The sequence below is a fragment of the Vreelandella hamiltonii genome (assembly GCF_014651795.1).
Classification (GTDB): domain Bacteria; phylum Pseudomonadota; class Gammaproteobacteria; order Pseudomonadales; family Halomonadaceae; genus Vreelandella; species Vreelandella hamiltonii.
The window spans coordinates 45145-72019 of the sequence record NZ_BMXO01000006.1; the positions used below are offsets into that span (position 1 = coordinate 45145).

The following is a 26875-nucleotide window of genomic DNA, read 5'->3' on the forward strand; positions in this document are numbered from 1 at the left end:
GCACCACTACGCCCGCCACCTGGGCACTGCCACGCTGGTCGTGTTGATTGCCCTGACGCTGCTGGCCTTCTGGCTACGTTGATGGCATGAGCGACGGCTGCCTGGAAGGCGTCTGGCCCCACTCGCCGCAGCGGCTGCTGCGCGACATGCTGTGGCTGCTGGCAACCCCGGACCTGGTGACGCTGGCCGAGCATCTGGCTGGCCGCCCCACCCCCGCCGAGATGGGCCTGGCCAGCGCCGCACAGCGTCACGCCTGGCTGGCCCGCCATGCGGACCATTTTCGGCAGGATGAGTCTTCAGCCGTGCCTCGACAGACGGCTGCTCGACCGACACGTCGTGTACCGCCTCAGCGCATGGGGCATTACCATGAACGGCTGTGGCATCTGCTGCTGGACAGCGCGCCCAACACTCGCCTGCTGGGCCACAACGTGCGCATTACCCAGCGCCGCCTGACGCTGGGCGAGCTGGATATTCTTTACCGTACTCGGCAGAACCCGGCGCCCATGCACCTGGAGGTGGCCATCAAGTTTTATCTGGGGTTGCCCGAAGGGCCTGGAGAGCAGACGAGCCAGAGCCGTTGGGTCGGCCCCGGAGGGTTGGATAGTCTGGCGCTGAAGTGCCAGCACCTGCGCCAGCATCAGCTGCCGCTGTCGTGTACGCCACCTGCGCGACACTTGCTGCGCCACTGGCTCGCCCCCCGTGACAGCGGCGAAACCCTGCCCGCCTTGCAGCCCCGAGTGGCCATGCCCGGCGTCTTGTTCTACCCGTGGCACGCAACGCTGCCACCGCCGGACGGGGCAACGCCTGACCACCGGCGCGGGCTGTGGTGCTACAGGAAGGATTGGCCAGCATTGGCAGAGAGCTACGCCGACGCACCCAGCATGGCCTGGCTGGAAAAGCCTCACTGGCTGGCGCCGCCGCTGCCGGAAGCCTTCGATGCGCTGGCGCTACAAACGGCCAGCGTGATGCCGCTGATCGACCGCTACGGGCCTCAGCAGGTGATGCTCAGCCACCCGGCTCACCCCCCGTTGCGGGTGATGATCGTGCCGGACGGCTGGCCACAGCAAATACCGCTGCCGCCTTACACCACCACCAGATTATCGCGATGAATCAGCTCGTGGGACTCCACATAGCCAAGGATGGCCTCGATCTGGTGGCTGGGCTGGCCCGCCAGCTGGCGTGCCTCATCGGCACCGTAGTTGACCAGCCCCTTGGCGACCCGTGCGCCCTGTTCGTCCACACACAGCACCATGTCGCCGCGTCTGAAGCTGCCCTGTACGTCCCGCACGCCCACGGCCAGCAGGCTGGAGCCTTTGCCGCGCAGCACGTTGACCGCACCGGCATCCAGCACCAGCGTACCGCGTACCTGTAGCTGCCCTGCCAGCCAGCGCTTGCGGGCCGCCATGGGCGCCTGGTCCGGGCGCAGCAGCGTGCCCAGCGGTTCGCCCTGCACGATACGGGTGATCACCTCAGGCTGACGGCCGCTGGCGATCACCGTTACCGCGCCGGAACGCGCCGCCAGCTGCGCGGCACGCACCTTGGTGCTCATGCCCCCTCGGCCCAGCGCACCGCCGCTGCCTGCTACGGCGGCCAGCCGTGGGTCATCGGCACGGCCTTCGGCAATCAATCGAGCGTCAGGATGATGGCGCGGGTCGGCATCGAACAGGCCCTCCTGATCGGTGAGCAGCAGCAGCGCATCGGCTTCGAGCAGGTTGGCCACCAGCGCGCCCAAGGTGTCGTTATCGCCAAAGCGGATCTCGTCGGTGACGACGGTATCGTTTTCGTTGATCACCGGCACTACGCGCATCTCGACCAGGGTGCGCAGCGCCGACAGTGCGTTCAGGTAGCGCTTGCGGTTGGAGAGGTCGTCGTGGGTGAGCAGAATTTGCGCGGTGAGCATGCCGTGGCGAGCAAAGTGCTGCTCGTAACACTGGGTGAGCCCGTTCTGCCCCACGGCCGCCGCCGCCTGCAGTTCATGCACGGCGCTGGGGCGTGCCTGCCACCCCAGGCGTACCATGCCTGCCGCCACGGCTCCCGAAGAGACCAGCACCACTTCGATACCCTGCTGGTGCAGGGCAGCAATTTGATCCACCCAGCCGCCAATGGCCGCTTCATCCAGCCCGCGACCATCGTTGGTGAGCAGCGCGCTGCCAATCTTGACCACTATCCGGCGGGCGCTACTCAGCGCCTCACGGCCCGGCAACTGCTCGTTGTGTTCCACGTCGCGACTCTCCCACGCCATTGCGCTCACGCGATTCATCCTGGTCGGCACGCCTGCCGTTTACGGGGCGTACTCTACTTCGACATCGTAATCATCGTCGTCGAAATCGTCATCGTCTTCTTCGTCATCGCGCTTGCGGCGACGGCCAAGGCGCGCTTCGGTACGGGCCACCGACTCCTCTTCCATGCGGCGCCGCATCTCCTGCTCGCGGGCATGGGCCTCTTCGTCTTCGTTTTCCAGACGCTGCTGCTCGGTGAGCCAGCGGTACGCCGCCTGCACCAGCTTGTCGGTGCCTTCGCTGCTGATCGCCGAAATACGGAACACCGGGCCTTCCCAGTTCAACGCATCGATGATCGCCTGGGCCCGCGCTTCGCGCTCCTCTTCCGGCAGCAGGTCGAACTTGTTCAGCACCAGCCAGCGCGGCCGCTCGGAGAGCGCCGGTGAGAACTGGCCCAGCTCGTGCACGATGGCCTGGGCAGCGTCGACCGGATCGGACTCGTCGAACGGCGCCACATCGACCACGTGGAACAGCAGCCGCGTACGGGTCAGGTGCTTCAGAAAACGCAGCCCCAGGCCTGCGCCGTCGGAGGCGCCTTCGATCAGCCCCGGTACATCGGCCATCACGAAGTGCTCGTGCATGCCCAGCTTCACCACGCCCAGGTTCGGCACCAGGGTGGTGAAGGGGTAGTTGGCCACCTTCGGCTTGGCCGCCGACACCGAACGAATCAGCGTCGACTTGCCGGCATTGGGCATGCCCAGCAGGCCCACATCCGCCATCACCTTCATTTCCAGGCGCAAATTGCGGCGGTCGCCTTCGGTACCCGGCGTGGTGCGGCGCGGTGCGCGGTTGGTGGAGGATTTGAAGTGGATGTTACCCAGGCCACGACGACCACCGGCCGCCACCAGCACGACCTGCCCGATCTCGGTCACATCGGCGATCACTTCGAGGGTGTCCTCGTCGATCACGGTGGTGCCCACCGGCACCTTGACGTGCAGGTCTTCACCGGCCTTGCCGCTCATCTGGCGACCCATGCCGCCCTGGCCGTTCTCGGCCTTGTAGAAGCGCTGAAACTTGAAATCGATCAAGGTATTCAGCGAATCGTCACCAATCAGATAAACGCTGCCCCCGTAGCCACCATCACCACCGTCCGGGCCACCCTTGGGCACATATTTCTCGCGGCGAAAGCTCAGACAGCCATTGCCGCCTTTACCTGCCTCAACAATGATCGAGGCTTCATCGACGAACTGCATTGGATTCTCCCGGCCGCTTCCGCCGCCCTGACTGCATCACCCTGTTCCCGGTACGGGCAAAAGGGCTTGAAAAGACAAAAAAGCCCCGCCATGGCGGGGCTTTTCTTTCGTCATCTTCGCACTGCGCAACCTAAGTTGCTTAGGCAGAAACGATGCTGACGAATTTACGGTTTTTCGGACCTTTGGTCTCGAACTTGACGACACCGTCGTTCAGAGCGAACAGCGTGTGGTCACGGCCCAGGCCAACGCCAGTACCGGCGTGGAAGCGCGTGCCGCGCTGACGCACGATGATGTTACCGGCGGTTGCCGCTTGGCCACCGTACAGTTTCACACCCAGGCGTTTGGATTCGGAATCGCGACCGTTACGCGTGGAGCCGGCTGCCTTTTTATGTGCCATTGCAAAATCCTCCTAAAGGGAAGTGACTGCTTACGCAGAAATTCCGGTAATTTTGACTTCAGTGAACCACTGGCGGTGGCCCTGACGCTTCATGTGGTGCTTCCGGCGGCGGAACTTGATGATGGTGACTTTGTCGCCACGGCCGTGGGAAACGATTTCGGCGGAAACTTTGGCACCGCTGATGAAAGGTGCGCCAATGTTCACGTCGTCGCCGTCTGCAACCAGCAGCACTTCATCGAATTCAATCGTTTCGCCGGTCGCGACTTCGATTTTTTCGAGCTTGAGGGTCTGACCTTCTTGAACGCGGTACTGTTTGCCACCGCTTTTGATAACTGCGTACATGTCGCTCTCCGGACTTGTCGTTAATGCCAGTTACGCCCCGCGTAACCAACGCTCATCGCCTTCCGCTCTTATCGACCTGCTGCGAGTGGCGCCTCTTTTGGCAGCCATCTGACAGGGAGCATGATGAGTGGGTCGCGGATTATAACGACTATCGCGCTTTACCACAAGGCCACCGGGGCTTGTCAATCACCCCGCCGCCCGCCCGGCGCCGCTATGCCTTGACGCCTCACAGGCAGCCCCATAGCATGACCCCCACTCTCTTACCTGCCGCGATGAACGGAACCCATGACAGCCAACGTCTCCTCAACCCCGCCTGCCAGCCCTTCGCCTTCACCGCTGCACGCCGTGGTGGCCGACGATTTTGAGGCCGTCAACCGCACCATTGTGACGCAGTTGAATTCTCGCGTGCCGCTGGTGGAAACCATCGGCCAGTACATCATCGAAAGCGGCGGCAAACGCCTGCGCCCGCTGCTGGTACTGCTGGCAGCGCGCTCGCTGGGCTACGAGGGCGACAAGCACATCACCCTCGCCACGCTGATCGAGTTCATGCACACCTCGACCCTGCTGCATGACGACGTGGTGGACGAGTCGCACATGCGCCGTGGCAAGAAAACCGCCAACGACGCCTGGGGCAATGCGCCCTCGGTGCTGGTAGGCGATTTCCTCTACTCCCGCTCGTTCCAGATGATGGTCGATGTCGGCTCCATGCGCATCATGGCGATCCTCTCCGGCGCGACCTGTGTCATCGCAGAAGGCGAAGTCCTCCAGTTGACCAACATCGGCAACCCGAGCATCTCGGAAGCCGACTACTTCGAGACCATTCAGGGCAAAACCGCCATGCTGTTCGAAGCCGCTTCCCACAGCGGCGCGGTGCTGGCCGATGCCACCCCGGAGCAGGAGCGCGCGCTGCAGTACTACGGCCGCTATCTCGGCCTGGCCTTCCAGCTCATCGACGACCTGCTGGACTACCAGGGCGACGCCGACGCCATGGGCAAGAACGTCGGCGACGATCTGGCCGAGGGCAAACCGACCCTGCCGCTGATCCACGCCATGGAGCGCGGCACCCCCGAACAAGCCAAGCTGATCCGCCAGGTGATTCGCAAAGGCGGCCTGGAACAACTGGACGAAGTGCTGGAGATCATTCACGCCACCGGCGCTCTCACCTACACCCGCGACCGCGCCGTCGAGATGGCCGACAAGGCCCTGGCCGAGCTGAACGCGCTGCCCGAGAGCCCCTTCCGCGACAGCATGGCCCAGCTGGCCCGCCTCGCCGTGGAGCGTCAGGCCTGATCGGCACCCGACAAGCGCAAAAGGGGCTTGAAAAAAGCCCCTGAACTACGTATGATGCGTCCCGTTGTTAAGCACGCCTTGGCAACCTTCGGAATATAGCTCAGCTTGGTAGAGCGCTGCCTTCGGGAGGCAGAGGTCGTAGGTTCGAATCCTGCTATTCCGACCAAGAATTCAACGAAAACGGCCACTTAGCTCTTAGAGCAAGTGGCCGTTTTTGTATGCGTTGGTTCTAGGTTCCATATAGGTTCCAAGGATCACGAACTACGGCTACGACATATTTGCTGAGCTGTTTCATGATAAGTCAGCCTGCCACTCGAATCACTAGGCGATAGGCATACCTAGAGTGAACAGCCTTCTGACTGTAAAACGATTGAGGTAGCAGCTTGGAATAGATCAGGGATCCAACAGATTCCTCTCATTGAAGGCATCCCGATGGCACAACCTTCTTGAAGCCGTAGGCCGCGCTCAATATCTCTAACTCTCCGGTTGTACCCGATAGCGCAGTAAATAATCCAGTGAACAGGCACAGGCCTATTTCGAACCAGGAGCAGAATGTAGCCAACGACAAGGTCCTTTGCACTAGCGAGATGTGCAGAAACACAAAATTTCCATCTAGAGTTTTATTTTATAGACGGACAGTCTATATTTCTTTGCATGAACCAATCATCCTCCATCAAGCGGCGTGGTCGCCCTCCTAAGCATCCACATCATCACGTGGATACGCGTGCTGCGTTGATTAGAAGCGGGACCGAAGTGCTGACGGAGCAAGGGTTTGCCAATGCGGGCATCGATGGCATCCTCAAGCGCGTCGGCGTTCCCAAGGGGTCTTTCTATTACTACTTCTCCAGTAAAGAGGCATTTGGTTACGCCGTTTTAGAGCATTACGGCGCCTACTTTGCCAAAAAATTGGATCGTCATTTGCTCAACGACACGCTACCGCCGTTGTTTCGTATCAAAGCTTTCGTAGCAGATGCTAAGGAAGGCATGCAACGTCACAATTTTCAGCGCGGCTGTTTGGTCGGCAACTTAGGGCAGGAAGTGAATGGTCTTCCCGAAGGCTATCGTGCATGCCTGCAAGCGATACTGACCGACTGGCAACAACGAATTGCGGTGTGTTTACGTGAAGCCCAACGACTGGGCGACATCATTTCTTCAGCAGATTGCGATCGACTCGCTGAGGCCTTTTGGATTGGCTGGGAAGGGGCTGTCATGCGTGCGCGACTTGACGCGCAAATACGCCCAATGGATACCTTTCTTGATACGTTCTTAGACGGAATATCTCCGTAATTTTTTTATCATTTAATAGACGACCGTCTACAAAAGAGGTGCAACATGTTCAAAGCAGTGCTGATCGATAAGGCAGAGGGTAAGCAGCAGGCAACCATTACCTCGCTAGACGAAGCATCGTTACCTGAAGGCGATGTGACCGTCAGCGTGCAGTGCAGCACGCTTAACTACAAAGACGCCTTGGCCATTACCGGCAAAGGGCCTGTGGTGAAGCAATTTCCTATGGTGCCCGGCATTGATCTATCAGGGGTCGTCGAGCATTCCGCCTCGCCTGACTTCAAACCAGGGGATACGGTGCTGCTGAACGGCTGGGGCGTAGGCGAAAAGCATTGGGGAGGATTGGCCGAGAAGGCGCGCTTAGACAGCCGCTGGCTTATTCCACAGCCGTCAGCGTTTACGCCTTATCAGTCGATGGCTATTGGCACGGCGGGCTATACCGCCATGCTAGCGGTCATGGCACTAGAAGAGCGCGGTGTTAGGCCTGACCAAGGAGAAATTTTGGTTACCGGTGCGAGCGGCGGCGTGGGCAGCTACGCGATTACGCTGCTGGCTCGCTTAGGCTATCGCGTCGTTGCCTCTACGGGGCGTCACGAGGAAGCGCCCTACCTTGTCGAGCTGGGGGCTGAGAATGTGATAGACCGTCGTGAGCTCTCCGAACCCGGACGCCCATTGACCAAAGAGCGGTGGGCAGGAGCCATTGACTCTGTGGGCAGCCATACCCTCGCCAATGTGTTGGCCTCCACCAAGTATGGTGGCACCGTGGCATGCTGTGGGCTTGCACAGGGGATGGACTTACCCACCAGCGTTGCCCCCTTTATTTTACGCGGTATCACGCTCGCGGGTATCGATAGCGTCATGAGGCCGCTGGCCCACCGTGTCGAGGCTTGGCGTCGCTTAGGAGAGCTACTGAGCCCTCTTCAATTGGAAGCAATTACTCGACCCATCGACCTAACGCAATCCATTAGCGTCGCGGAAGACTTGCTTGCAGGTAAGATCAGGGGAAGAGTGGTCGTCAACGTGGCGTGACCTCATAACGTGGGTGGGGGCCGCAAGGCGCTTCAATGAGCGACCTGCGGCTCCGCCGATCCTGAGAGATACAGCGTTATTATTTGTTAGTCTATCTGCCCTCTCAGCTTCGACACAGCACCAGTGATACTGCTAGATATCGACATCTCCCTCGACTCTGTTACGTCCGCATTGCTTTGCGCGATAACTCGCCGCGTCAGCGCGATTAAGTACATCGTCGATCGACGTATCCTCTGGGCGGAAATGGCTCACCCCGATACTGGCGGTGACTTGCCATTGACGATCCTCCGCTTCGATAAAGCTAGCGGCAATACTGGCACGTAGAGATTCGGCGATAGTGAGGGCACGTGCAGGCGTACAGCCCGGCAGTAACACGGCAAATTCATCTCCCCCTTGGCGAGCGGCATAGTCACTGCTGCGAATCTCACTCTGTACGATATTCGCGATGTATTGAAGCATTTGATCGCCTAGCGCATGACCGCCTTGATCGTTCACAGGCTTAAAACGATCTAAATCAAACAGCATGACGGCGGTCGGTTTGTCATGTGACTGCCACTGCATCAGCAATTCTTCGAGATGCCTCGTCAAACCGCGACGATTCAGTAGACGAGTGAGAGGATCGTGCTCTGCTTCCCAACGCTTTTGTGCATAGTCGTGGTGGTGCTGAGTGATATCGCGTACCGTACCTACTGTCCCGATAAATTGATCATCCACACGGACAGCCGCTGTTTGCACATCTAACCAGTACACCTCATGACCGGCGCCCAAGAAACGAAACTGGCGCGCAAAATCTGTTTGTTTAACGAGGCTACGTAACCAAGCGGTTCTTACCTCTGGGCGGTCGTCATGATGAATACGGTCGCTCCAATCTTGTAAGCTGTGGGGCGTTTGCTCACCCAAAATCTCGTGCAGCGCGTCATTGATAAAGGTCAGTTGACCGCGGGGGTTCGTCACGAACGTGCCTTGAGGCGACGCAGATAACGTTCCCCTGAGCAAGGCTTCCCGTTCCGCCAAATCGTGCAAGCTTGCTTGGCGTGCCGCTTCGGTCCGGTTAATCACATCAATAACACGGCGCAGCTCTTTCATCGTGGTGGGGATAGTCAGCACAGAGCGGTGCCCGTCTTGTAGCTCTTGAATCTGACGGGCGAGATGCGCCAGGGGGCGTAATGCTAACCAAATCACTCCCCACACCAAGGGTAAAATCAGTACGAGCACGCCCCAAACGTAGGTAGTAATTTGCTTCATGCCCGCAACAAGCGGGGCTTCAGCTTGGGCTTGCGGCAAATGCACGCCCACGATCCAGTTCGCTGGCCATATTTGTCGATAGGCGACCAGTTGGGATTCGCCAGCCAAAGACCGCCCCACACTCTCGCCTTCCCAACCATCTAACGCCTGCTCTAAGTCAGGTGAAATGGTGTCAGGTAGGGTGACTATGGCTTCTTGTTGATTAGGGGCGTAAATACGCTGACCCGTTGCCGTCGTTATCGTGACATAGCCATCGTCACCCAAGCGGAGCTGATCAAAGCCGTTGAACAGACGACTTTCCTTTAGATCGACCAAGCCACCTAAAAAGCCTGTGTAACGACCCGTGTCATCATGAAGGGGGACCAGCATCAGTACCAACGGAGTATTAGTAATCCGTCCAACCAAAGGAGCGCTGACATAAGGCGTTTTGAATGCATGCATAAATCGAGCATATTCACGATCCGCAAAGTTGTTACCGCTCCCCCCTCTATCGGCAGGCCATTCATCAACGACATCGCTGCTTAGATTAAACACCAGCAGCGCTTCAAAGAGAGGCTCCATCGTGTACGCGTGCTGATCAATCAAGGTTCCCTGCCTGGGAAGCGACATCCTCTCGGCCAACCGTTCCAGTTCGCTGAAGCGCTCATTCACCTGGCGCGTGATGGAGTGGCTAATGAGCTCTGCCTCGTAACGCAGGTGCTGGTGGTTGGTTTCATTTACCAGGAGCTTGCCCGCCTGCCAGCCAAACGTGAGTACGATCAGGCAAAGCAAACTCCACAGCACCACGGCCCCCACAACCAAGCGTCCACGTAATGTCGCAAAGGGGAACGTGATCATGCGCAGGAGCGAGCGCTGCACTCGACGACTTGGGGCGATGGTGTTACTCGATATCGATGTCATAAACGGTACCTAGCAGGCGAAGGTTCAACGCAATCGCGTATCGCCTATCTCTTATGAAGAAGTCTAGCCATCATAACAGTTGAAAAAGTGCTGAATTAGCTGACGTTTCAAAATGAGGCAGGCTTGCTCCGGCATTATCCGATGGGGATGGCGCCACATTTACGATTGAGCACTAAAATATGATGACAACAGGGCTGGGTAAGGTGCGTAGTAGACCAAACGAATTTACAGATGAAGAAACGACAGCACGCGCTAAACCATAGATGTCTAATTTGATGCGGCGCAAAATTTCGACTAAGTTAATCCATGTTATGGCATGGAGCCTCTAGACAAGGATGTCACCCCCCATGGAAGGCCTAATTCCCTCTAATTTGTTCCTTTTCATTGGCTCCGGCAGGGGCCTTTTTTCTGGTTCTTCGTCGTTTCATGTGGATTTAGCCTGATCGAACAGGCGGCCCACCGGGCTGCCAATCAGGTAGATCATGGCGATGAAGTTGGCCTCGTTCCGGTAACCCCGTGCGCGTGAGCGAGCCGCCTGGAACAGGCCGTTCATGCCTTCCAGTCGTGCGTTCGTCAGTCCCGAGATCCAGCGCCTCACCACCTGCTCGGCATGCCGCTCCAGGGTCGCCAGGGCCTTTCCCATCGGCTTCAGCAGCGGCTTCTCCGAGACCGCCGCCTTCATGGCCTTGAGATAATGCGTGATGCGCCACCGGGCCGCTCGCGGCGTCGGCGCCTTCTGGATCCAGCGCAGCTTCTCCTTGATCACCCAGGCATCGGACGTGGCGCTCTGGTCAGCTACCAGCTCTTGGAGCGCCGCTAGGGTTCTCGTTGTCCAGGCTCTTCAGCAGGGCCCAGCGCAGTGACTTGGGGTGTCCCTGCTCCCGGCGCTCCTTCTTGCGCACCTCGTCCAACCGGTTGGTGAAGGTCTGCACGATATGAAACCAGTCGACCGTGACCTCAGCCCTGGGAAGGTGCTCGGCCACGCCGCTGAGGAAGGCTTGTGACATGTCGCACACGACCTCGACCACGTTGTCCGGGTCGCCGCCATGGGCCGCCAGGAAGGCGCTGAAGGCCTCGATGGCCTCCTTGCCGTGGCCGGGAACGGCAAAGATCACCGGTTCCTGTTTGCGCTGCATGTCGAGAAATACCGTGACGTAACGCTGGCCGCGCCGGGAGGCGGTTTCGTCGACGCCGACGGTGGCTACGTTGCACAGATTCAGCTCCCCCAGCATGCGGCCGACGTAGTGCTGCACGATGCGCCACAGCCGCTTATCGGAGATCTCCAGCTGTCGGGAGACGGCCAACACCGGCATCTCCTTGACCAGTGACATGGCCGCCTGCTCGAACAGCAGGGTGAAGTCACTGCCCGGCCGCGCCCAGGGCACCTCGATGCGCTTGACGCCATGCTCGGGACACTTGGTGCGAGGCACGCGGGCGTGCAGGTAGCAGTGATGCTGGAAGAAATTCAGGTGCCGCCAGGTCTTGTCGGCGAAATCGTGAGCCGGACAGGCCTGGCCGCACTCAGGACAGGGGTAGAGGCTGCCTCGCTCGGCCTCGACGTAGAGGTCCAGACGGTGGGGCGATACGGAGGTATCCAGGTGCTGGTCCTTGAGAATCCAGGGCGCTTCCAGGCCCAGGCCGAGGGTCAGAATCTGGGTGCCGTCCATGTCGTACCTCCTATCGTCGTGGAGGTCATATCCTGGCCCAGCTCAGGGGGGAAATCCACACCCAACGACGAAGAGCCTTTTTTCTTGTATACAGTAGTACCGCAAATGCTAACGGAACAAGTTAGGCTTAGCTCATAAACATGAGATAGGGCTTCAGATAAGCAATGTACTGGGCATAGAGAGACCACGACGCTAAGCCTCGCCCCACCCAGCCAAGAAGTGTGTAGATATTGTGTTGGTTCATTGGTGGATTCACTGAGTGGGCTGGTGTCTGGAAGCTGATACAGCTTGGTTCATACCGTTACTGTCATGCACTGTCACACCCATTGAACCAGCCATGGAACGCAGCATATAGCGAGCTAGCGTTGCCGATAGCATCTTCTGATTCCGCTCGAACACTTCTCTGCACATTTCTGACCGCAGGCCTGCACACCACTGAGAATGCAAACGCTGCAGCAGTTCAGCGGCTTCCTGACAAGTTAAGGGAGCACTGGCTTCAAACGTGCTCGTAAACAGCTGAAGATAACTGGCTCGAAGTATCCCCTTAGTATCCAGGTAATGACCAAGATGACCGTACTGCTGCTCTAAGCACTTCCAGCCTGCATTACGATAGACAGCGATCTGGTACAACACATCGCCATAAGCAGCCTCAGCCACATTGCCGTGCTCGTACTGTTCAATTAACCGATCCAGAGACGCCAGCAGCGGAGGTAAGTGAGCCAAAAAGCCCAGAGTGGTCTGCCATTGCTGTCGTAACTCATACAGCTGCTCGACAGGTATAGCATGTGATCGTAAACGGATTGCAGCCGCGTCCAAACGTTGATGCTCACGCTGCATGAGAACCAAGCTGATCACAAGGTAAGACGGGGTGGAAGTCATACTGTCTTCCGGCAGAGACAAAGATGCATTCATCAAAGGTTCCTTTTGGATGGGTGGAGTAACGAATAAAAGGTGTAGCAATACCTCCACTGGCGACTGAAGCCATGGATGAGAGCAACACATGGGGATAGAGATATGATTGGGAATAGCGGTACGGATGACGGCTATTGCCTGAACCAGCAAGCAGACTCCGGTTACCCTAGAGCCAAGGTAATCAGGAGTCAGAGTGACGTGAGCTATGCACAGGGCCGATGTTAGCTGCTGAGCTTTCGTCCTTATCCCCTGAAGTATTTTGATATCACCTATTCAAGCTAGAAAGCCGGTTAGCTCTGCTGGCTCCCGTGCCTTTCCCTATCATTTTCACAAGAGTGGCGGAGCCACGCTCATCTCTCGTATTGGCTAGCTCTTGTGGTATTGAGATCTAGTCACTTGCTATCACTACTGATATATACCCAGCGCAATGGCGTAGCCATGAGAGCATCAGCACAGACTCAGGGAGGACTACAAACTGTCTGGCTGGCTGTGTTGTGTTGTGTTGTGTTGTGTTGTGTTGTGTTGTGTTGTGCATAGGAGCAGAGCTCACTGCTAAACCAGTGAACTCCAGTGGGCCAATGATGTTTTTTCTAAGCTAGGCCCCCGGGGGGGGGGTAGTTGTGTAAACAGCAACCGATAGCTATCAGCAGGGGCCGTACGAATTTTATAAAATTGGTGAAAACCTGCGGCTGACTCAAATCAGACAGAGCCATTGATGAAGCTACCTACAGAGTAAGCCGTAGGGGCTTCGAATGATCTTGGCTAGTCAAGAAGTCTTGGACTGTCAGCGTGCATAGACTGCATCCGACATTGCTTGTACCAAGGGGCTGATAGGATATAGGCGTTCTTCGTCGTAACGACCTATTTTGATAGGGTTAGTATATGGGTGAGAAGTCTACGTAGAAGTGTGCAGACTTCTCCCACTATCGCTGTCCATCTGGCTTTGAAGTCGATTACAGCTTTGTCTGCTTGAGGGTAGGATATAGGTCTCCTAGGGTTCCTCCTTTACTAGGCTTAGAGGGGAGTAATCCTTTCTGATGCAGCTCCAACCGGAAGTCTTTGATATGTTTGTCGTATGCTGCTCTGGATAGGCCTGCAGCCTTGAGCAAGTCCTTGAGCTTGGCCTTCTTATTACGGCGCTGCGTCAAAATGCTGACCAGGGTATCTAGCCGCTTCTGCCTGGCGGCTCTGCGGTCGTACTCACTCTTTGTCAAAAACGACTTCTGGGTCGAAACACGCGCACAACCGGTCTCAAACCAGCTAGCGATGTATGTAGCGTACTCGTAGTCAGGCACAATGAAAGTGTGCATTTTCAAGGAATTGAGCTGATTCCTTACGCTAGTACGAGCAATACATTGATAGGCGTTCTCATATGATCGCTCAACTTTTATGGCTTTTAACAGCTGAGCAATAGGCAGGCTGCGATCGTTGGCAAATTTTCGGTAAATGCGTTCATCGAAAGGTGTCAGATTGGTAGCAGCCAAGTACACAGCATGGTCAAGGTGTGTGAGGTGGTTCATGCCGTGGACCTTGGTTGTGGTTCGGACTATGCCTCGCACTTCTAAACTCTCTAGCAGCTGCTCTTCAGTATTGAGAGTTATCATGAAATCCTGACGCCCCAAAATCCGCTCTGCGAATTCTTGAGCATACATACCTACCGCCAATGTTGACGAAACCGGTTGCCCTTGCACGTTAACTAGAGCTTCATTGGCTGGCTTTTTGCGTAGTGCCGTTGACCAGTCACCACCGCTCAGGATCGGAATGATATTGGCTCGGTTTCTGTGTTTTTTCTCTAGCTGTGTACTGTCATTGATCGGTTTTTCGACAATGGTGAGCTTAAGTAATTCTACGCAAATGAAACCAAACAACGTGTCTTTCAACTGTGCACTTAGAACGGCTAGGTAGCTGACGTTGTCGACTAATTTTTTCAGAGGGTGATAGTAAACCGCTTGGTACATCTGACATGGTTTGCCATCTATGGTCGTCTTTCCTCTGTATACAGGCTCCTGCCCCACCAACAGATGCTCCAACAAATCGGCCACTGAAAATGACAGGGTGTTATCGAAACCACTGCGTATCTCCCGGATGAGGCCTTGGACCGAAGCCCGTGCGTTAGGAACCAACGATACGATTTCATCGCCATTGGATGTTTGTGAAAATTGAAGGTACTGTTCCCAGGATATGTTTTGTCGCAAGGGATCGTGCTTGACCATCAAGGTGCCTGCCAGATCTTGTGGGACTTCATCGATCACCACACGAACATCACGTAACAGTTGAGGCGACAAAATGGCCAAAGCTTTATGCGAAATGAACATCACCCCCTTGAAGCCACCTTCGAGCAGATTCCTAATTGCGTCGGCAACCGTCCCCACGGCAGTTTCGAAATCCACTTTTTTAACGGAAATCTGGCTCTGGGGATACTTGCTGATCTCGGACAACGTGAAGCTGTAGTTCTGGCCTGACAGCGCTAATGTGCTGGATGCAAACAGATATGTTTCAGAAACGGTCTGCATGCTGGCAAGGTGCCTCACTAGCTCTCTGATAGCTTCACGACTTTTACCACCACCACACCTGCTGCTTACATGCAGAATTTCTTGGATCATTATGGGTGCCATGCTGAGAAAAAAAGAGGAGCATTATTCATCAACTTCTGACTTCTGTCCTCTACTGGCCACTGTTTTTTCGTAGCCAAAAAGTACACCTTCCCTTAAAGGTGCATTAAGGGAAGGTGTACTTTTTCCAGGCACCAACAACACCAAAAAAAACCAAGCCACTGATTTATTTGAAAAAATACCAAACTAACGAGAAGCGCATCCCTCTTTCCCCAGCGGTAAGGAACAAGCAGTAGAGACCGCCGCTTTAGCGGCGGAGTGTCTGCTGCGCCAGTTCCGGCACCGCAGGGGAAAGAGGGGTGAGGCAAAGAGAAACCAAAGTTGTCAGCCAGCTTGGGGGTGGCCAAAAAAGTACACCTGCCCTTAGAACTCCATAAGGGCAGGTGTACTTTTCCGCAAACACTGCTAACCCTCTACCCACAGAACAGCACTGGCTTCACCTTCCCTGAGCAAGGAGTCGCTTGATACTCTCCACACACAACCAGGGTGGGTGGATGCAGGCAAGGCCAATAACCTGTAGATATCCCCATATCCATTCCTCAGTTGAGGAGGACGAACTGCTAGAACCAAGAGTATAGGGCTGCGTTGCTGGTACTAGATGCCTGGTACGCCTGGTTCATTTCTTTGATATTGCTGCTTGGTTCCACAGCTGGATAGGATATTTCATCCCCCCCCCCCTTTCTGGCTGAGGCCCTCAACATGACGACCCTTCTTGACCGCCGTGAGCTTTCAGACGTAGACGCCTTATGCACTCGCCTCGATAGTTTTTTGATGGCCCGGTTTGGCTATAAAACCTCATGCGCCTTCTGCTCCAGCCTCAACACCAACATCACCGCCAAGCGTAAAAAATTCGACCTTTACATCAGAGTTTTTGAACATGAGGATAAGTTTTGGGGAGGCAGAGCCCTGATCCTTGCCCGTATTGATTTCGATAAAACTCGACAAGGCCATGGCACCGCACTACTGAAACTGCTTGTCGATTTCGCCCAGAAGTATCGCTACGATGTCATTGGGATCGAGCAAGGCAAGACCTCATCGATCCAAGGGTTTGCAAATAGGCATGGTTTCCAAACGGTGGATGATGGGAGCAATTTTACCGCGAGCGTTTCAAACCTAGCGGCTGAGCTCTGAGGTCAGCCATTTTGTCATCGTTACAGTGACGACCTGTCACCTTGACGATGACAATACAATTTCCTCGCCAGGTGCTGCCGTTATATATGGCAGTGCTACTCAAATCCTCGCACCACCCAACGCAACACCCAGCCTAAACCAATGGCTAGCATCCCTAGAAAAAGCAATCCTTCGCTTCCAGCAAATAGGCCCATGAGGCCTATGACCAGACCAACGACTAACCACAACCGAATCCATCCTTTTTTTTCAACTAGGTCTTTTAACTGGTCAAGCATGCTCGTAGCTTCCCTTATTGGCACATCGTGTAAGTGCCGACGCGGTTACAGATGACCGGCCGGTTCTGGTTGATCTGATTGATCTGGTTCTGGAGAGCCTGGCGGTTCTGATCGACTTGGGCGTTGTGCATGTCGATTTGTTGTTTTCGTCCTGCTATGGACGAAGCCAGACTGTTACAGTGTCCCCTATGAACACGAGGCGTATCACGATAAACCGCATTAATGAGGGCATTCATGCGCCCCACATTGTAGCTATAGTCCGTAAACGCCCCATTGGCGTACCTTTCTCCTAATGCACTGATTTCGGGGGAAAGATGGCCTTGCTCAATACACCGCTGGAGCTTTACCCAGGATTCGGCCATAGGCCGATAGCTTGTTTCTGGTAGTTCAGGAGCCTGTCGCGGACTACTAGCACACCCTGTTAATACCACCATCCCCAACAGCACGATCCACCGTCCCATAGTATTCTCCTTAAGAGGGTGAGAAATCATATTCTCATAATCTAATTTAACCTAGAAAAATTTCGTAGCATTGGACTAATTGCCAGGTACAGGTTGGTGCTCATGACAGTCCCAAAACAGTGGGTTGGGTACCGAAGCCATCGTTGCATTGAGCCGTCGCCTTCTCATTTCCTGGCGGGTCAGGCACTATTTCGCCCTAATGACACCTTCTGATGTATGACAGGGATGCCCCCATGAGCCTTACCGACACCCAACTGCGTGAGTTGATTCTTTCAATCGTTCCACAGGATGGCTCTACCGTAGGTAACGTCAAGTTACTGGGTCTAATCACTGCTCAAGACAGCAGCATCGATAGAAGCGCCTTTGAGCATGTACGCGATGCCCTGGTGGAGGAAGGCATGCTGAGTAAAGGGCGTGGACGCGGGGGATCAGTTTTCCTGGTTCAATCATCGGAGGCTGCCCACGTAGAACCCGACCTGACCCTAAAGATGCAGGAGGCGCCTGCAGAGCAGGCACCCGCCTCCACCAACACCAGAAAAACGGGGACCAGCAAAGCACGTCAGAAAAAGGCGGACCAGGCTCAAGTACTTTCCTACCGTCACGATGAAAAACGCAAGAACAACCCACACGTAGGCATGGTGGATACCGCCAGCGATGGCGTCGAAGAGAAAACCGTATGGGCGTACGACCCCCACCTAGACCCAGAGTTACAGTTTGACTCTTCCGCTAGTCGTGCCCAGGTAGAGAAGCTCATCGATGACGCCTTGGCATCGGGTGATCAAGAGCAGATGCGTGAGGCGCTAGAAGAGCTAAAGCGCCTGCAGTCGCCGTACCTTCAATGGGCAGGCAAAGCTGAACGAACCAGTTTTGACGTGGATACGGTTTCACTGCACGTACACGAGCGAATCGACCCAGCGACTATTTTGGGTGAAGTTCAAAAGCGTATGAAAGCCAGCCAGAAAAGCGGCAGTGCCTTTCAGCCGGATATGTTCCATGCGCCGTTTGAGAACCTCCCGCTGCGGGAAGCCATTGACTTCTATAAACACGAACGTGACTGGGCCAACCGCCTAATCGCGGGTGACTCCCTACTGGTCATGAACTCCATGCTGCAGAAAGAAGGCATGGCGGGGCAGGTACAGATGATCTACATCGACCCGCCCTACGGTATTAAGTACGGCTCTAACTTCCAGCCCTTCACCCACAAGCGGGATGTGAAGGATCGTAAGGACGAAGACCTGACCCAAGAACCGGAGATGATCAAAGCGTTCCGGGATACCTGGGAGCTAGGCATCCACTCCTACCTCACCTACCTGCGGGATCGCCTGTTATTGGCTCGGGAGCTACTGAGCGATAGTGGTTCAGTGTTTGTACAGATATCTGATGAGAACCTGCATCATGTACGTGAACTGATGGATGAAATTTTTGGTAAAGAAAATCTAGTTAGCCAGATACTTTATCGAAGAGGTGGTTTTCAAACAGGTGCTCATATAGCCAATACTTTTGACTACATAATTTGGTTTTCAAAAGATATTACTGAACTTCATAAAAAAGTTAACCGAGTTTATGTACAAGCCTCGGTGGATAGCTGGTATTCCTCCAGCGACAAATGGGCTGAATACCCGAATGGTCGCAGAGAAGTACATAAAAAAGGCCGTGAAATCCCCGGAAACGTAAAGATACATAGTGACCGCTCATGCTTCTCTGCCTCTGGTGGAGAATCTAGCTCCTTTACGACTTCACTAAAAGGAGCTGTGGCAGCCCCTGCCTCAGGTCGTGGCTGGTCAACAAATGAACGCGGGGTGTGGAGGCTAAATGTTTCAAACCGGTTATTTATCAAAGGCAATAGGCCAAGATATAAACCTTATTATGATGATTTTCCGCTTCAGTATCTGAGCAACGGATGGTTTGACGTTATACGTGGAGGGTTCTCAGGCGACCCTGAAAACGAAAAAATCTACGCCGTTCAAACTCTGACCTCGGTTGTAGAGCGCTGCATCCAGATGACTACCGATCCTGGCGATCTAGTCCTCGACCCCACCTGCGGCTCTGGCACTACCGCCTATGTGGCCGAAAAATGGGGGCGCCGCTGGATTACCTGTGATACCTCCCGAGTGGCTGTCACGTTAGCCAAGCAGCGCTTGATGACAGCCAGCTACGACTACTTTGAACTCAAGTACCCGCAGGAAGGGTTGAGCGGTGGCTTCATCTATAAGACCGTGCCACATATCACGCTCAAGTCGATTGCCAATAACCCTGAGATTGATCAGATCTACGAACAGCATCATCCAGCCATCGTTGAGGCACTGGGCTGGCTCAATGGTGAGCTTCAGAAAAAGTCAGCCCCCTTGTTCACAGTGACGGAAGGCGGCCGCAAGGGAGAGAAAGTTGACTTTACCGCCCCTGACCGTAAAACCACTACGCTCCCCAGCGGTGAAGAAGCCCCTGTTAATGCCTTGTTGGAGTGGGAAGTACCCTTTGATTGGCCAGAAGAGTGGCCAGAAGAAGCGCTTCATGCCTTTGAGGATTTCCATAAGCAGCGTATTCGTATGCAACAGCGTATGGACGAAAGCATTGCCAACCACGCTGGCCAGGAAACCCTCTACGATCAGCCCGAAGCCAGCAAAGACAAGCTGCGCATTACCGGCCCCTTCACCGTTGAAGCCGTACCTTTTGCTACCGTGCTTGGTTTAGATGAGGCAGAACAACCCAAAGAAGCCAATGTGGCTGTCGCCCGCTCTGGTGCAACCTCTCGCCATGCCCAGTGGCGTGACGAGCTGATAAAGGCCGGGATACGCGGTAAAGGAGGCCAATTACTCAAGCTGATGGACTTGGAAACCCTACCGGATGCTAAGTACCTACACGCAGTCGGTACCCTGGCCGATACCGGTGAGCGAGTTGCCGTTAGCTTTGGTCCTGAATATGCCGCGCTGGAGCAGCGTCAGGTAGAGATCGCCAAGAATGAAGCGGGTGACCTTTTCCCCACGCCTAAGCTACTGGTGTTTTGTGCCTTTACCTTCGACCCTGAGGCCGCGAAAGATCTCGATAGCATCCGAGGTATTCAGGCCTTACGGGTACAGATGAACACTGACCTGTTGACCGAAGACCTGAAGAAAAACAGCCGTAGCAACCAGTCCTTCTGGCTTATGGGTCAACCGGATGTAGAAGTTCATCAGCTGGAAGGTGGAAAGCTACAGGTTGAGGTGCATGGCTTCGATTATTTCGATACCAAAACGGGCGAGCTGAAATCGGGTGGCAAGCGGGATATCGCGGTTTGGGAGCTGGATACCGACTACGATGACCGCTCGCTTTACCCTCGCCAAGTCTTCTTCCCCATGGCCGGCAAGAAAGACGGCTGGTACAAGCTGAAGAAAGACATTCGTGCTGAGCTCAATGAATCACTGCTCGACCAGTACCACGGCACGAAATCGCTGCCTTTTGAGCCAGGCGATAACCAGTGTATTGCGGTGAAGATTGTTGATAACCGAGGCATTGAATCGCTCAAAGTCGTTCGGTTGGACTGAGCCATGATCCAGCAACTTAGCTTATTCGAGGTATTGTCTCGCCATGAAGGGGTCGATACCGAGTACAAAGCAGCCAAAGGAGGCCTGCCCAAGAGCCTATGGGAAACCTATAGCGCTTTTGCTAACACCGCAGGCGGCACAATCTACCTCGGCGTCAAGGAAGGTGATGATGGCCCTGTTACCGCTCGGCTGAGCGAAACAGACGTAGAGAAGTTACGGGGCGACTTCTGGGTGACGATTAACAATGCCCAGAAAGTCAGTGCCAATATTCTTCAGGAGCATCACGTCAATGTCGAAACGTACGGCGGTGATGCCATTCTGGTGATTGAAGTCCCACGTGCATCCAGAAGCGAACGCCCCGTTTATATTGGGGTAGATCCCATCAAAGGCACCTTTCGGCGTAACCACGAAGGTGATTTCCGCTGCAACGATGCGGAAGTGCAGCGAATGTTTGCGGATCGTCTCGACCATGAGCCTGCGGATAGTCGTATTCTGGCTCACTTCGATTTAGACGACCTGGATGCTGCCTCACTTAAGCAATTCCGAAATCGTGTGGCTTCACGAGTACCTGACCACCCTTGGCTCACTGAAGATGATATTGGCCTGCTCACTAAGTTAGGCGGTTGGCGTAAGGATCGTCGTACAGGTAGTACTGGCTTAACGGTAGCTGGGCTGTTGATGTTCGGCAAAACGGAAGCCATTCAAGACAACGAGGTACTCCCCGGCTTTCAGCTCGACTTTCGTGAGCGGTTAGCAGACGACGACAACATTCGCTGGAGTGACCGGTTGCATATCGATGGCACCTGGGAAGCTAATCTTTTTCAGTTTTATCAGCGCGTCTCACAAAAGCTGACCCATGATCCGGCACTGAAAGTGCCTTTCAATCAAGAACGACGTGGGTCTAGTGATGCCCATGAAGCTCTGAAAGAAGCCTTGGTGAATGCGTTGATTCATGCTGATCACTCTGGCCAGGGTGGCATCATCATTGAGCGCTTCAAGGATGCGTTTGAGTTTTCGAACCCTGGTACGTTGCTGCTCTCGCAAGAACAGTTGGTCGCCGGAGGTGTGAGCGAGTGCCGAAACAAGTCGCTACAGAAGATGTTCCAATGGCTAGGCGTAGGCGATAAAGCTGGTTCAGGATTGGATAAAATTCGCCGTAGCTGGCACGCCAATCTTTGGCAGCCACCTAGCTTGAGCGAGACGTTTCGTCCGGATCGCGTCAAGCTATCACTCCCGCTCATCAGCATGATGCCTGAAGATGTGCTCGATCGGCTTCACCAGTTGTTTGGCCCTGAGTTCAAGGCTCTTTCTCGTGATGAAGCTCAAGCCATCGTCATCGCTTCTACAGAAAACCAGGTCACCAACCAGCGCCTACAAGCAATGCTGACCCTGCATCGTGTCGACATTACAGGGATGTTGGCTGGGCTCGTTGATAAGGGTTTTTTAGAGCCTCACGGCCGCAGCCGTGGCATGTACTACACCTTGGCAGAACCCAACCACACACACTCCGCAGGCATTGGCGCCGTTACTGCTGCGAACGACGATTCCAGCAGCTCCCTAGAATCCGAATCCAGCTCCCTAGCATCTGAATCCAGCTCCCTAGCATCTGAATCTAGCTCCCTATTATCCGGGGATAGCTCCCTAGCCTCTGGTAACGATGATCAGCCGTTGGCTGAGCTGGAGAGACAGTTCGGTAGGGATATCGCTGGCTACCTTTGGCAGGTTGCAAGCCCCGCCCGGGGTAGAAAGCCACCAACCGCGACGGTGAAACACATATTGCTAACCCTTTGCCAAGGCCGCTACCTCAGCGTATACGAACTTGCTACGTTGATGCAGCGTAACAGTGAAAGTTTACGCCACAGCTATCTGAAGCCTATGGTGCTCAATCGACAGCTAGCGCTGCGGTATCCCGACACGCCTAACCATAGCCAGCAAAAATATATCGCGGTAGAAGGAATCACCGAATGAGCCAACCAACGCTGATCATCAACTCGCCTTATGATGTACCTACGGCTTACTGGGAGCGAGATGATAAGAAGCTAAATTTACAGCAAGGTCGCCGCCCTGCCGCTTACGATATTTTTGATACCCGCAGCAATACAACGCGTTCAGAACCCCTGGAACAGGTAAACCGCATTCGAGAACGTGTTGATGAGTGGCGAGAAGCGGGCTACCCGGGGGTCACCTCGGTAACTCGACAACTGTTAGAGCATTGGCATGAGCGTGGTGAATGGGATGAGGATGGCTGCCGATGGGAAGGTGGCCCACGCCAGTACCCCTTCTATTTTTGCCAACTTGAAGCTATCGAAACACTGATTTGGTGGTTAGAGGCTCAAGAACAGTATCGCCAAGGTATTTACCTGCATGGTGATGGCGGGCCTTGGGAACGCATCTGTAACAAGATGGCCACGGGGTCGGGTAAGACATCTGTCATGTCGTTGATCATTACTTGGCAGACGCTTAACGCCATTCAGTACCCTAAAGACCGGCGCTACTCCAAGGCTGTGTTTATTGTTGCCCCTGGGCTCACAGTGAAGAGCCGCTTGCAGGTGTTACAACCAGGGCACCTGCAAAACGTGTACGATGAGTTCAACCTTTGCCCAAACGAAGCCATGCGGCAGCAGCTGAACCAGGTACAACTGGTTATCGAAAACTGGCATGCCTTGATGCCATTAAAAGAGCAGGACCGTTCTGTGGTGCGTAAAGGCAAAGAGAGTGACGAAGCCTTTACCCGCAGAGTACTTGGTAAGCTAGCGAATGAGCGGGATCTAATCGTCATCAACGACGAGGCCCACCACGCTTACCGAAAGCCAGCCGAAGCTAAAATCAGCAAGAAGCAAGCGGAGGAAATGGGTATAGACTTGGATGAGGCCACTCGCTGGATAGAGGGACTGGATCGAATTCATAAAACACGACGTATCCGCCGCTGTTTTGACCTCTCTGCGACACCTTTTGCTCCTACTGGGAAGAGCAATACGGAATCAGGTCTCTTCGAGTGGATCATCTCGGACTTTGGCCTAAACGATGCTATTGAGGCGGGGCTGGTGAAAACACCTCGTGTCGTCGTTCGTGATGATGCACTGCCTAACGCCAAGACCTATGCCAGTAAGCTCTATCATCTCTACCGTGAAGAGGAGGTGAAAGAAGACCTTAATCGCAAGGCTGAAGCCACTGCCCCCTTGCCTGATTTGGTTCAAAAAGCTTATGCACTGCTTTCTTATGATTGGCAAGAGACCAAGCAGCAATGGCAAACCGCTGGGCATACTATTCCCCCCGTCATGCTGACCGTATGTAACCGTACCGAGACAGCAGCTCGCATCGAACGCTTCTTCAATAGCGGTGATTGCTTGATCTCAGGAACCCAAGCACCTGAGGCCACGCTTCGGGTAGATTCCAAGGTGCTGGAAAAGGCAGAGAAAGGCGAAAGCATCACAAAAGATAAACAGTACGCAGAACGCCTGAAAGCGGTGATCAAGGCATCGGGCTTGCCCGAGGATAAACAAGCAGACCTGTTGGCGATGAAGCAGGAGGAACAACTGCGTGCACTTGTGGATACGGTGGGCAAGCGAGGCAAACCAGGCCAACAGCTCCAGAATGTCATTTCTGTGGCGATGCTCTCAGAAGGTTGGGATGCCGCCAACGTGACTCATATTATGGGCCTGCGGGCCTTCACAAGTCAGTTGTTATGCGAGCAAGTCATTGGGCGCGGCCTGCGTCGTGTGTCTCATGATATGACGGCTGAGAAAAGATTTGTTCCTGAGTACGTCAACGTCTTTGGTGTTCCGCTCTCTATCTTCCAGGATGATAGCGGTGGCGGTGAACCACCCCCTCCACCCAAGCCCAGTGTTCGTGTAGAGGTCGAAACAGGACGCAATCATCTAGAACTGCGTTGGCCCAATGTGGAACGTATCGATAACGTTCTGAAACCCGAGTTAGTCATCAACTGGGAGGAAGTGCCCTCTCTTAAGCTTGACCCGGGGCAAACACCGCTGAACGCAGATATCGCTCCCTCCTTAACAGGGTCTCCGAACCTGGAGATGGTGACAGAGATTGCCTTGGAAAAAGCGGTTCAAGACTTCCGACTACAGAATTTGATTTTTAGGGCTGCGAAGAAGCTCTACCAGCAGAATGCAGAATCATTTGGTGGCGACAAACAGTACCTCGCCGTGCAGCTTATTCGGATTGTTGAGCAATTTTTGAACAGTGACAAAATCGATATTCCTAGCCTATGGCACCAGGATCCTATCAGGCGACGCCTGCTCTTTGCCCTCAACATGGATACAGTCGTCGGCCATGTTGGCCACTATGTCACTGAGCAAAATGTTGAAAAACAAGAGCTGATTTACGACGAACATCAGCCTATTGGTTCAACTGCCTATATGCGCCCTTGGCTAACCACAAAGCCTTGTTCGCCCACGCAGCGCTCCCAAATTAGCCATGTGGTATACGACAGTACGTGGGAAAAAATGGTGGCGGATATCTGTGAAAAACATCCAGATATTACTGCCTGGGCTAAAAATGATCACCTCGACTTCAAGCTTCGCTACCTATGGCGTGGATCATCTCGAAATTTCGTGCCTGACTATTTGATACGCTTCAGCAACGGCAAGACTCTGGTGCTTGAGGTCAAAGGTCAGGACAGCTCGCAAAACGCTGCGAAGCGAGCTGCCATGAATAACTGGATAACCGCCGTCAACACTCAAGGAGGCTTTGGCCACTGGGCATTCAGCACTGTTTATGATCCATCGAAAACCCGCGATGTTATCGAGCAAGCGTTGTCTGGTTAGTAGCACTTGGCCGCTCACGGGGTAGCCTATGCGTCAGGTGTTCCTGTGAGTTGGCCAGAGAGGCAGCAAATGCTTCCACAATGTCGCGGGTATGGTCGGGCCTCAGGTGGGCATAGTGCTGAATCGTCGTCTGGATATCACTGTGAGCCATCAGCTTAGAGACCGCTAGCAGGTCGGCTCCAGCCATGACCAACTGCGATGCAAAATTATGGCGAAGGGTGTAGAGCACCAAGTCGTTAGGTAACTTGGCGAACGCTCTGACCTTCGCCCATGGCTTTTGCATCGCGGTTCTATCAAAACGCTTTCCTGTTAAGGGGTTAGGAAATACCAGTCCTGTTTTAGGCTTTCCTTGCTGATTGTGCCAAGTCGTCAACACCTCAACGACTGAGCTCGATAGTGGGAAAGTTTGTGGTTCAGGGTGGTGGTGTGCTGTCTTCTCGATGGTCTTTCGGACAGTTTTGAAGGGTAAATTGACGTGCTCCCAGCAGAGCCCAGCTATGTCCCCTGGACGAAAGCCTGTGTAGTACATGAATAGAATCCACGGCTTCACGTGATCGACGTATGCCAGCTGATCCAAGTCTGGAAGAAAGGCCTTACCGTGCGCTCGACTATTACGTCGCTGCTTCCGCCTTTCCTCTTGATACAGCTCCAAGCCTAGAAAAAGTGCCTGTACTTCTTCTGGCTCAAGGTACCGCCGCTCATTACCCACCGATGCTAGCTCCTCTTCTGTCATAGCCGGTTTCTGGAGCTTGATACCCTTGAGTGGATTGGTAGAGATGACTTTTCGCTCAGCGGCATGAGCGAGCAAGGTGTGTAACGCCCCGAAGTCACGCTTCATGGTAGAGAAGGCGCGTGGCTTGTTAGCTGCTTTGCTATTGGGCCTAGAAGGTTTCATGGCCTCTTGTGCTGCCTGCCAACGCTCAACATCCGCACGTGTAATGCTACCCATAGGCCTATCAAGCCAGTCCGCAAAGGCTTTATGAAGCCTGCTCAAGGTAGCTTGGCCACCCTTCTTTCGGCTTTGATAAGCTTTGTAGGGGCCATCCAAATAAGAACGAATCGTTTGCTGTGCTTGGAGCTGATGATCGAATTTAGCCTGTTCAGCAACGGCACGGGGATCTTTACCCTGGGCAATGTCAGCCAATGATTCCTTTGCCATCTGGCGGGCTTCTTCCGCGGTAATCTCACCATAGCGGCCAAGCGTCAGCACACGACGTTGACCGAGCGTGTTGTAGTAAGACAGTCGACAGGCAAGACCACGCTTACCTGAGCGGACGTGGTAACCACCTAAAGCGGCATCCCACACCTCGTGGCCATCAGGCAATGTTTTGGTCAAGCGATCCAATGTACGGGTCGTCAAGCTAGCGGTTGTTTTAGCCATTAAGGTCACCTTTTTCTAGGTTCCAAATAGGTTCCAGAGGTTGGAAATTACCCATATGGCTCAGCAAAAAGATGACAAGGCAAAACAGGAGTAACTCTTTGAAATAAATGAACTAACCTCGCAATCCAAAGAGATAGCTTATTACCCAATCAACTCCCTAAATCTCCTT

Annotated in this window: 18 protein-coding genes, 1 tRNA gene and 1 pseudogene; 9 read left to right on the forward strand and 11 right to left on the reverse strand. The window is 54.6% G+C overall.

The annotated features are described in order from the left end of the window. Positions 1 to 86 precede the first annotated feature (86 nt). On the forward strand, positions 87 to 1109 hold the full coding sequence (locus IE061_RS08015; protein ID WP_193461369.1) for a DUF1853 family protein: 1023 nt from the start codon (positions 87 to 89) through the stop codon (positions 1107 to 1109). Here IE061_RS08015 and proB read toward each other — a convergent pair. The 4 genes from proB to rplU all read right to left on the reverse strand — a co-directional run bounded on the left by proB (position 1082) and on the right by rplU (position 4211). After that, entirely contained in the window at positions 1082 to 2242 is a 1161-nt protein-coding gene (proB, locus tag IE061_RS08020; RefSeq protein ID WP_227408083.1) for a glutamate 5-kinase, read from the reverse strand. The genes IE061_RS08015 and proB overlap by 28 nt on opposite strands. A 39-nt stretch (positions 2243 to 2281) precedes the next feature. Next, on the reverse strand, positions 2282 to 3472 hold the full coding sequence (gene cgtA / locus IE061_RS08025; RefSeq protein ID WP_193461370.1) for an Obg family GTPase CgtA: 1191 nt from the start codon (positions 3470 to 3472) through the stop codon (positions 2282 to 2284). 139 nt (positions 3473 to 3611) lie between these two features. Continuing rightward, positions 3612 to 3869: a 50S ribosomal protein L27 gene (rpmA, locus tag IE061_RS08030; protein WP_016915864.1), complete on the reverse strand. Its 258-nt coding sequence runs from the start codon at positions 3867 to 3869 to the stop codon at positions 3612 to 3614. Positions 3870 to 3899: 30 nt separating this feature from the next. Continuing rightward, positions 3900 to 4211, reverse strand: coding sequence for a 50S ribosomal protein L21 (gene rplU, locus IE061_RS08035; protein ID WP_016915863.1), 312 nt, complete (start codon positions 4209 to 4211; stop codon positions 3900 to 3902). Between the two features lie 285 nt (positions 4212 to 4496). Here rplU and ispB point away from each other — a divergent pair, with 285 nt between their 5' ends. The 4 genes from ispB to acuI all read left to right on the forward strand — a co-directional run bounded on the left by ispB (position 4497) and on the right by acuI (position 7814). Then, positions 4497 to 5501 carry an octaprenyl diphosphate synthase gene (gene ispB / locus IE061_RS08040; protein ID WP_039183196.1) on the forward strand — a complete coding sequence of 335 codons (1005 nt, stop codon included), beginning with the start codon at positions 4497 to 4499 and terminating at the stop codon, positions 5499 to 5501. An 89-nt stretch (positions 5502 to 5590) separates the two neighbouring features. Continuing rightward, a tRNA-Pro gene (locus IE061_RS08045) sits at positions 5591 to 5667 on the forward strand. 488 nt (positions 5668 to 6155) lie between these two features. Further along, positions 6156 to 6788, forward strand: a complete 633-nt coding sequence (gene acuR / locus IE061_RS08050; protein ID WP_193461371.1) for an acrylate utilization transcriptional regulator AcuR — start codon at positions 6156 to 6158, stop codon at positions 6786 to 6788. A gap of 45 nt (positions 6789 to 6833) precedes the next feature. Continuing rightward, the gene (gene acuI, locus IE061_RS08055) at positions 6834 to 7814 is read left to right on the forward strand and encodes an acrylyl-CoA reductase (NADPH) (RefSeq protein ID WP_193461372.1); all 981 of its coding nucleotides are present in this window, start codon (positions 6834 to 6836) and stop codon (positions 7812 to 7814) included. A 132-nt stretch (positions 7815 to 7946) separates the two neighbouring features. Here acuI and IE061_RS08060 read toward each other — a convergent pair whose 3' ends face one another. The 4 genes and pseudogenes from IE061_RS08060 to IE061_RS08075 form a co-directional block, all read right to left on the reverse strand. Continuing rightward, entirely contained in the window at positions 7947 to 9959 is a 2013-nt protein-coding gene (locus tag IE061_RS08060; RefSeq protein WP_193461373.1) for a sensor domain-containing diguanylate cyclase, read from the reverse strand. Between the two features lie 424 nt (positions 9960 to 10383). Continuing rightward, positions 10384 to 11626: pseudogene (locus tag IE061_RS08065) on the reverse strand (ISL3 family transposase). A gap of 252 nt (positions 11627 to 11878) precedes the next feature. After that, positions 11879 to 12538, reverse strand: a complete 660-nt coding sequence (locus tag IE061_RS08070) for a hypothetical protein (RefSeq protein ID WP_193461374.1) — start codon at positions 12536 to 12538, stop codon at positions 11879 to 11881. 953 nt (positions 12539 to 13491) lie between these two features. Beyond that, positions 13492 to 15141, reverse strand: coding sequence for a hypothetical protein (locus IE061_RS08075; RefSeq protein ID WP_193461375.1), 1650 nt, complete (start codon positions 15139 to 15141; stop codon positions 13492 to 13494). A 708-nt stretch (positions 15142 to 15849) separates the two neighbouring features. On the opposite strand from IE061_RS08075, the gene IE061_RS08080 reads away from it, so the two are divergent. Then, on the forward strand, positions 15850 to 16281 hold the full coding sequence (locus IE061_RS08080; RefSeq protein WP_193461376.1) for a GNAT family N-acetyltransferase: 432 nt from the start codon (positions 15850 to 15852) through the stop codon (positions 16279 to 16281). 95 nt (positions 16282 to 16376) lie between these two features. Here the strand turns inward: IE061_RS08080 and IE061_RS08085 are convergent, their stop codons facing one another. Further along, entirely contained in the window at positions 16377 to 16556 is a 180-nt protein-coding gene (locus IE061_RS08085; RefSeq protein WP_193461377.1) for a hypothetical protein, read from the reverse strand. A 14-nt stretch (positions 16557 to 16570) separates the two neighbouring features. Further along, a complete protein-coding gene (locus IE061_RS08090; protein WP_193461378.1) occupies positions 16571 to 17017 on the reverse strand; it encodes a hypothetical protein in 447 nt (148 codons plus the stop codon). 233 nt (positions 17018 to 17250) lie between these two features. Here IE061_RS08090 and IE061_RS08095 point away from each other — a divergent pair, with 233 nt between their 5' ends. From IE061_RS08095 to IE061_RS08105, 3 genes are read left to right on the forward strand one after another with little or no spacing between them, the layout of a single operon-like run. Then, positions 17251 to 20538, forward strand: a complete 3288-nt coding sequence (locus IE061_RS08095) for a site-specific DNA-methyltransferase (protein ID WP_193461379.1) — start codon at positions 17251 to 17253, stop codon at positions 20536 to 20538. Between the two features lie 3 nt (positions 20539 to 20541). Next, positions 20542 to 22506, forward strand: a complete 1965-nt coding sequence (locus IE061_RS08100; RefSeq protein WP_193461380.1) for an ATP-binding protein — start codon at positions 20542 to 20544, stop codon at positions 22504 to 22506. Then, a complete protein-coding gene (locus tag IE061_RS08105) occupies positions 22503 to 25325 on the forward strand; it encodes a BPTD_3080 family restriction endonuclease (RefSeq protein ID WP_193461381.1) in 2823 nt (940 codons plus the stop codon). The genes IE061_RS08100 and IE061_RS08105 overlap by 4 nt, the downstream gene beginning before the upstream one ends. Here IE061_RS08105 and IE061_RS08110 read toward each other — a convergent pair. Next, entirely contained in the window at positions 25300 to 26706 is a 1407-nt protein-coding gene (locus IE061_RS08110; protein WP_193461382.1) for a site-specific integrase, read from the reverse strand. The two genes, IE061_RS08105 and IE061_RS08110, sit on opposite strands and share 26 nt — an antisense overlap. Between the last annotated feature and the right edge of the window lie 169 nt (positions 26707 to 26875).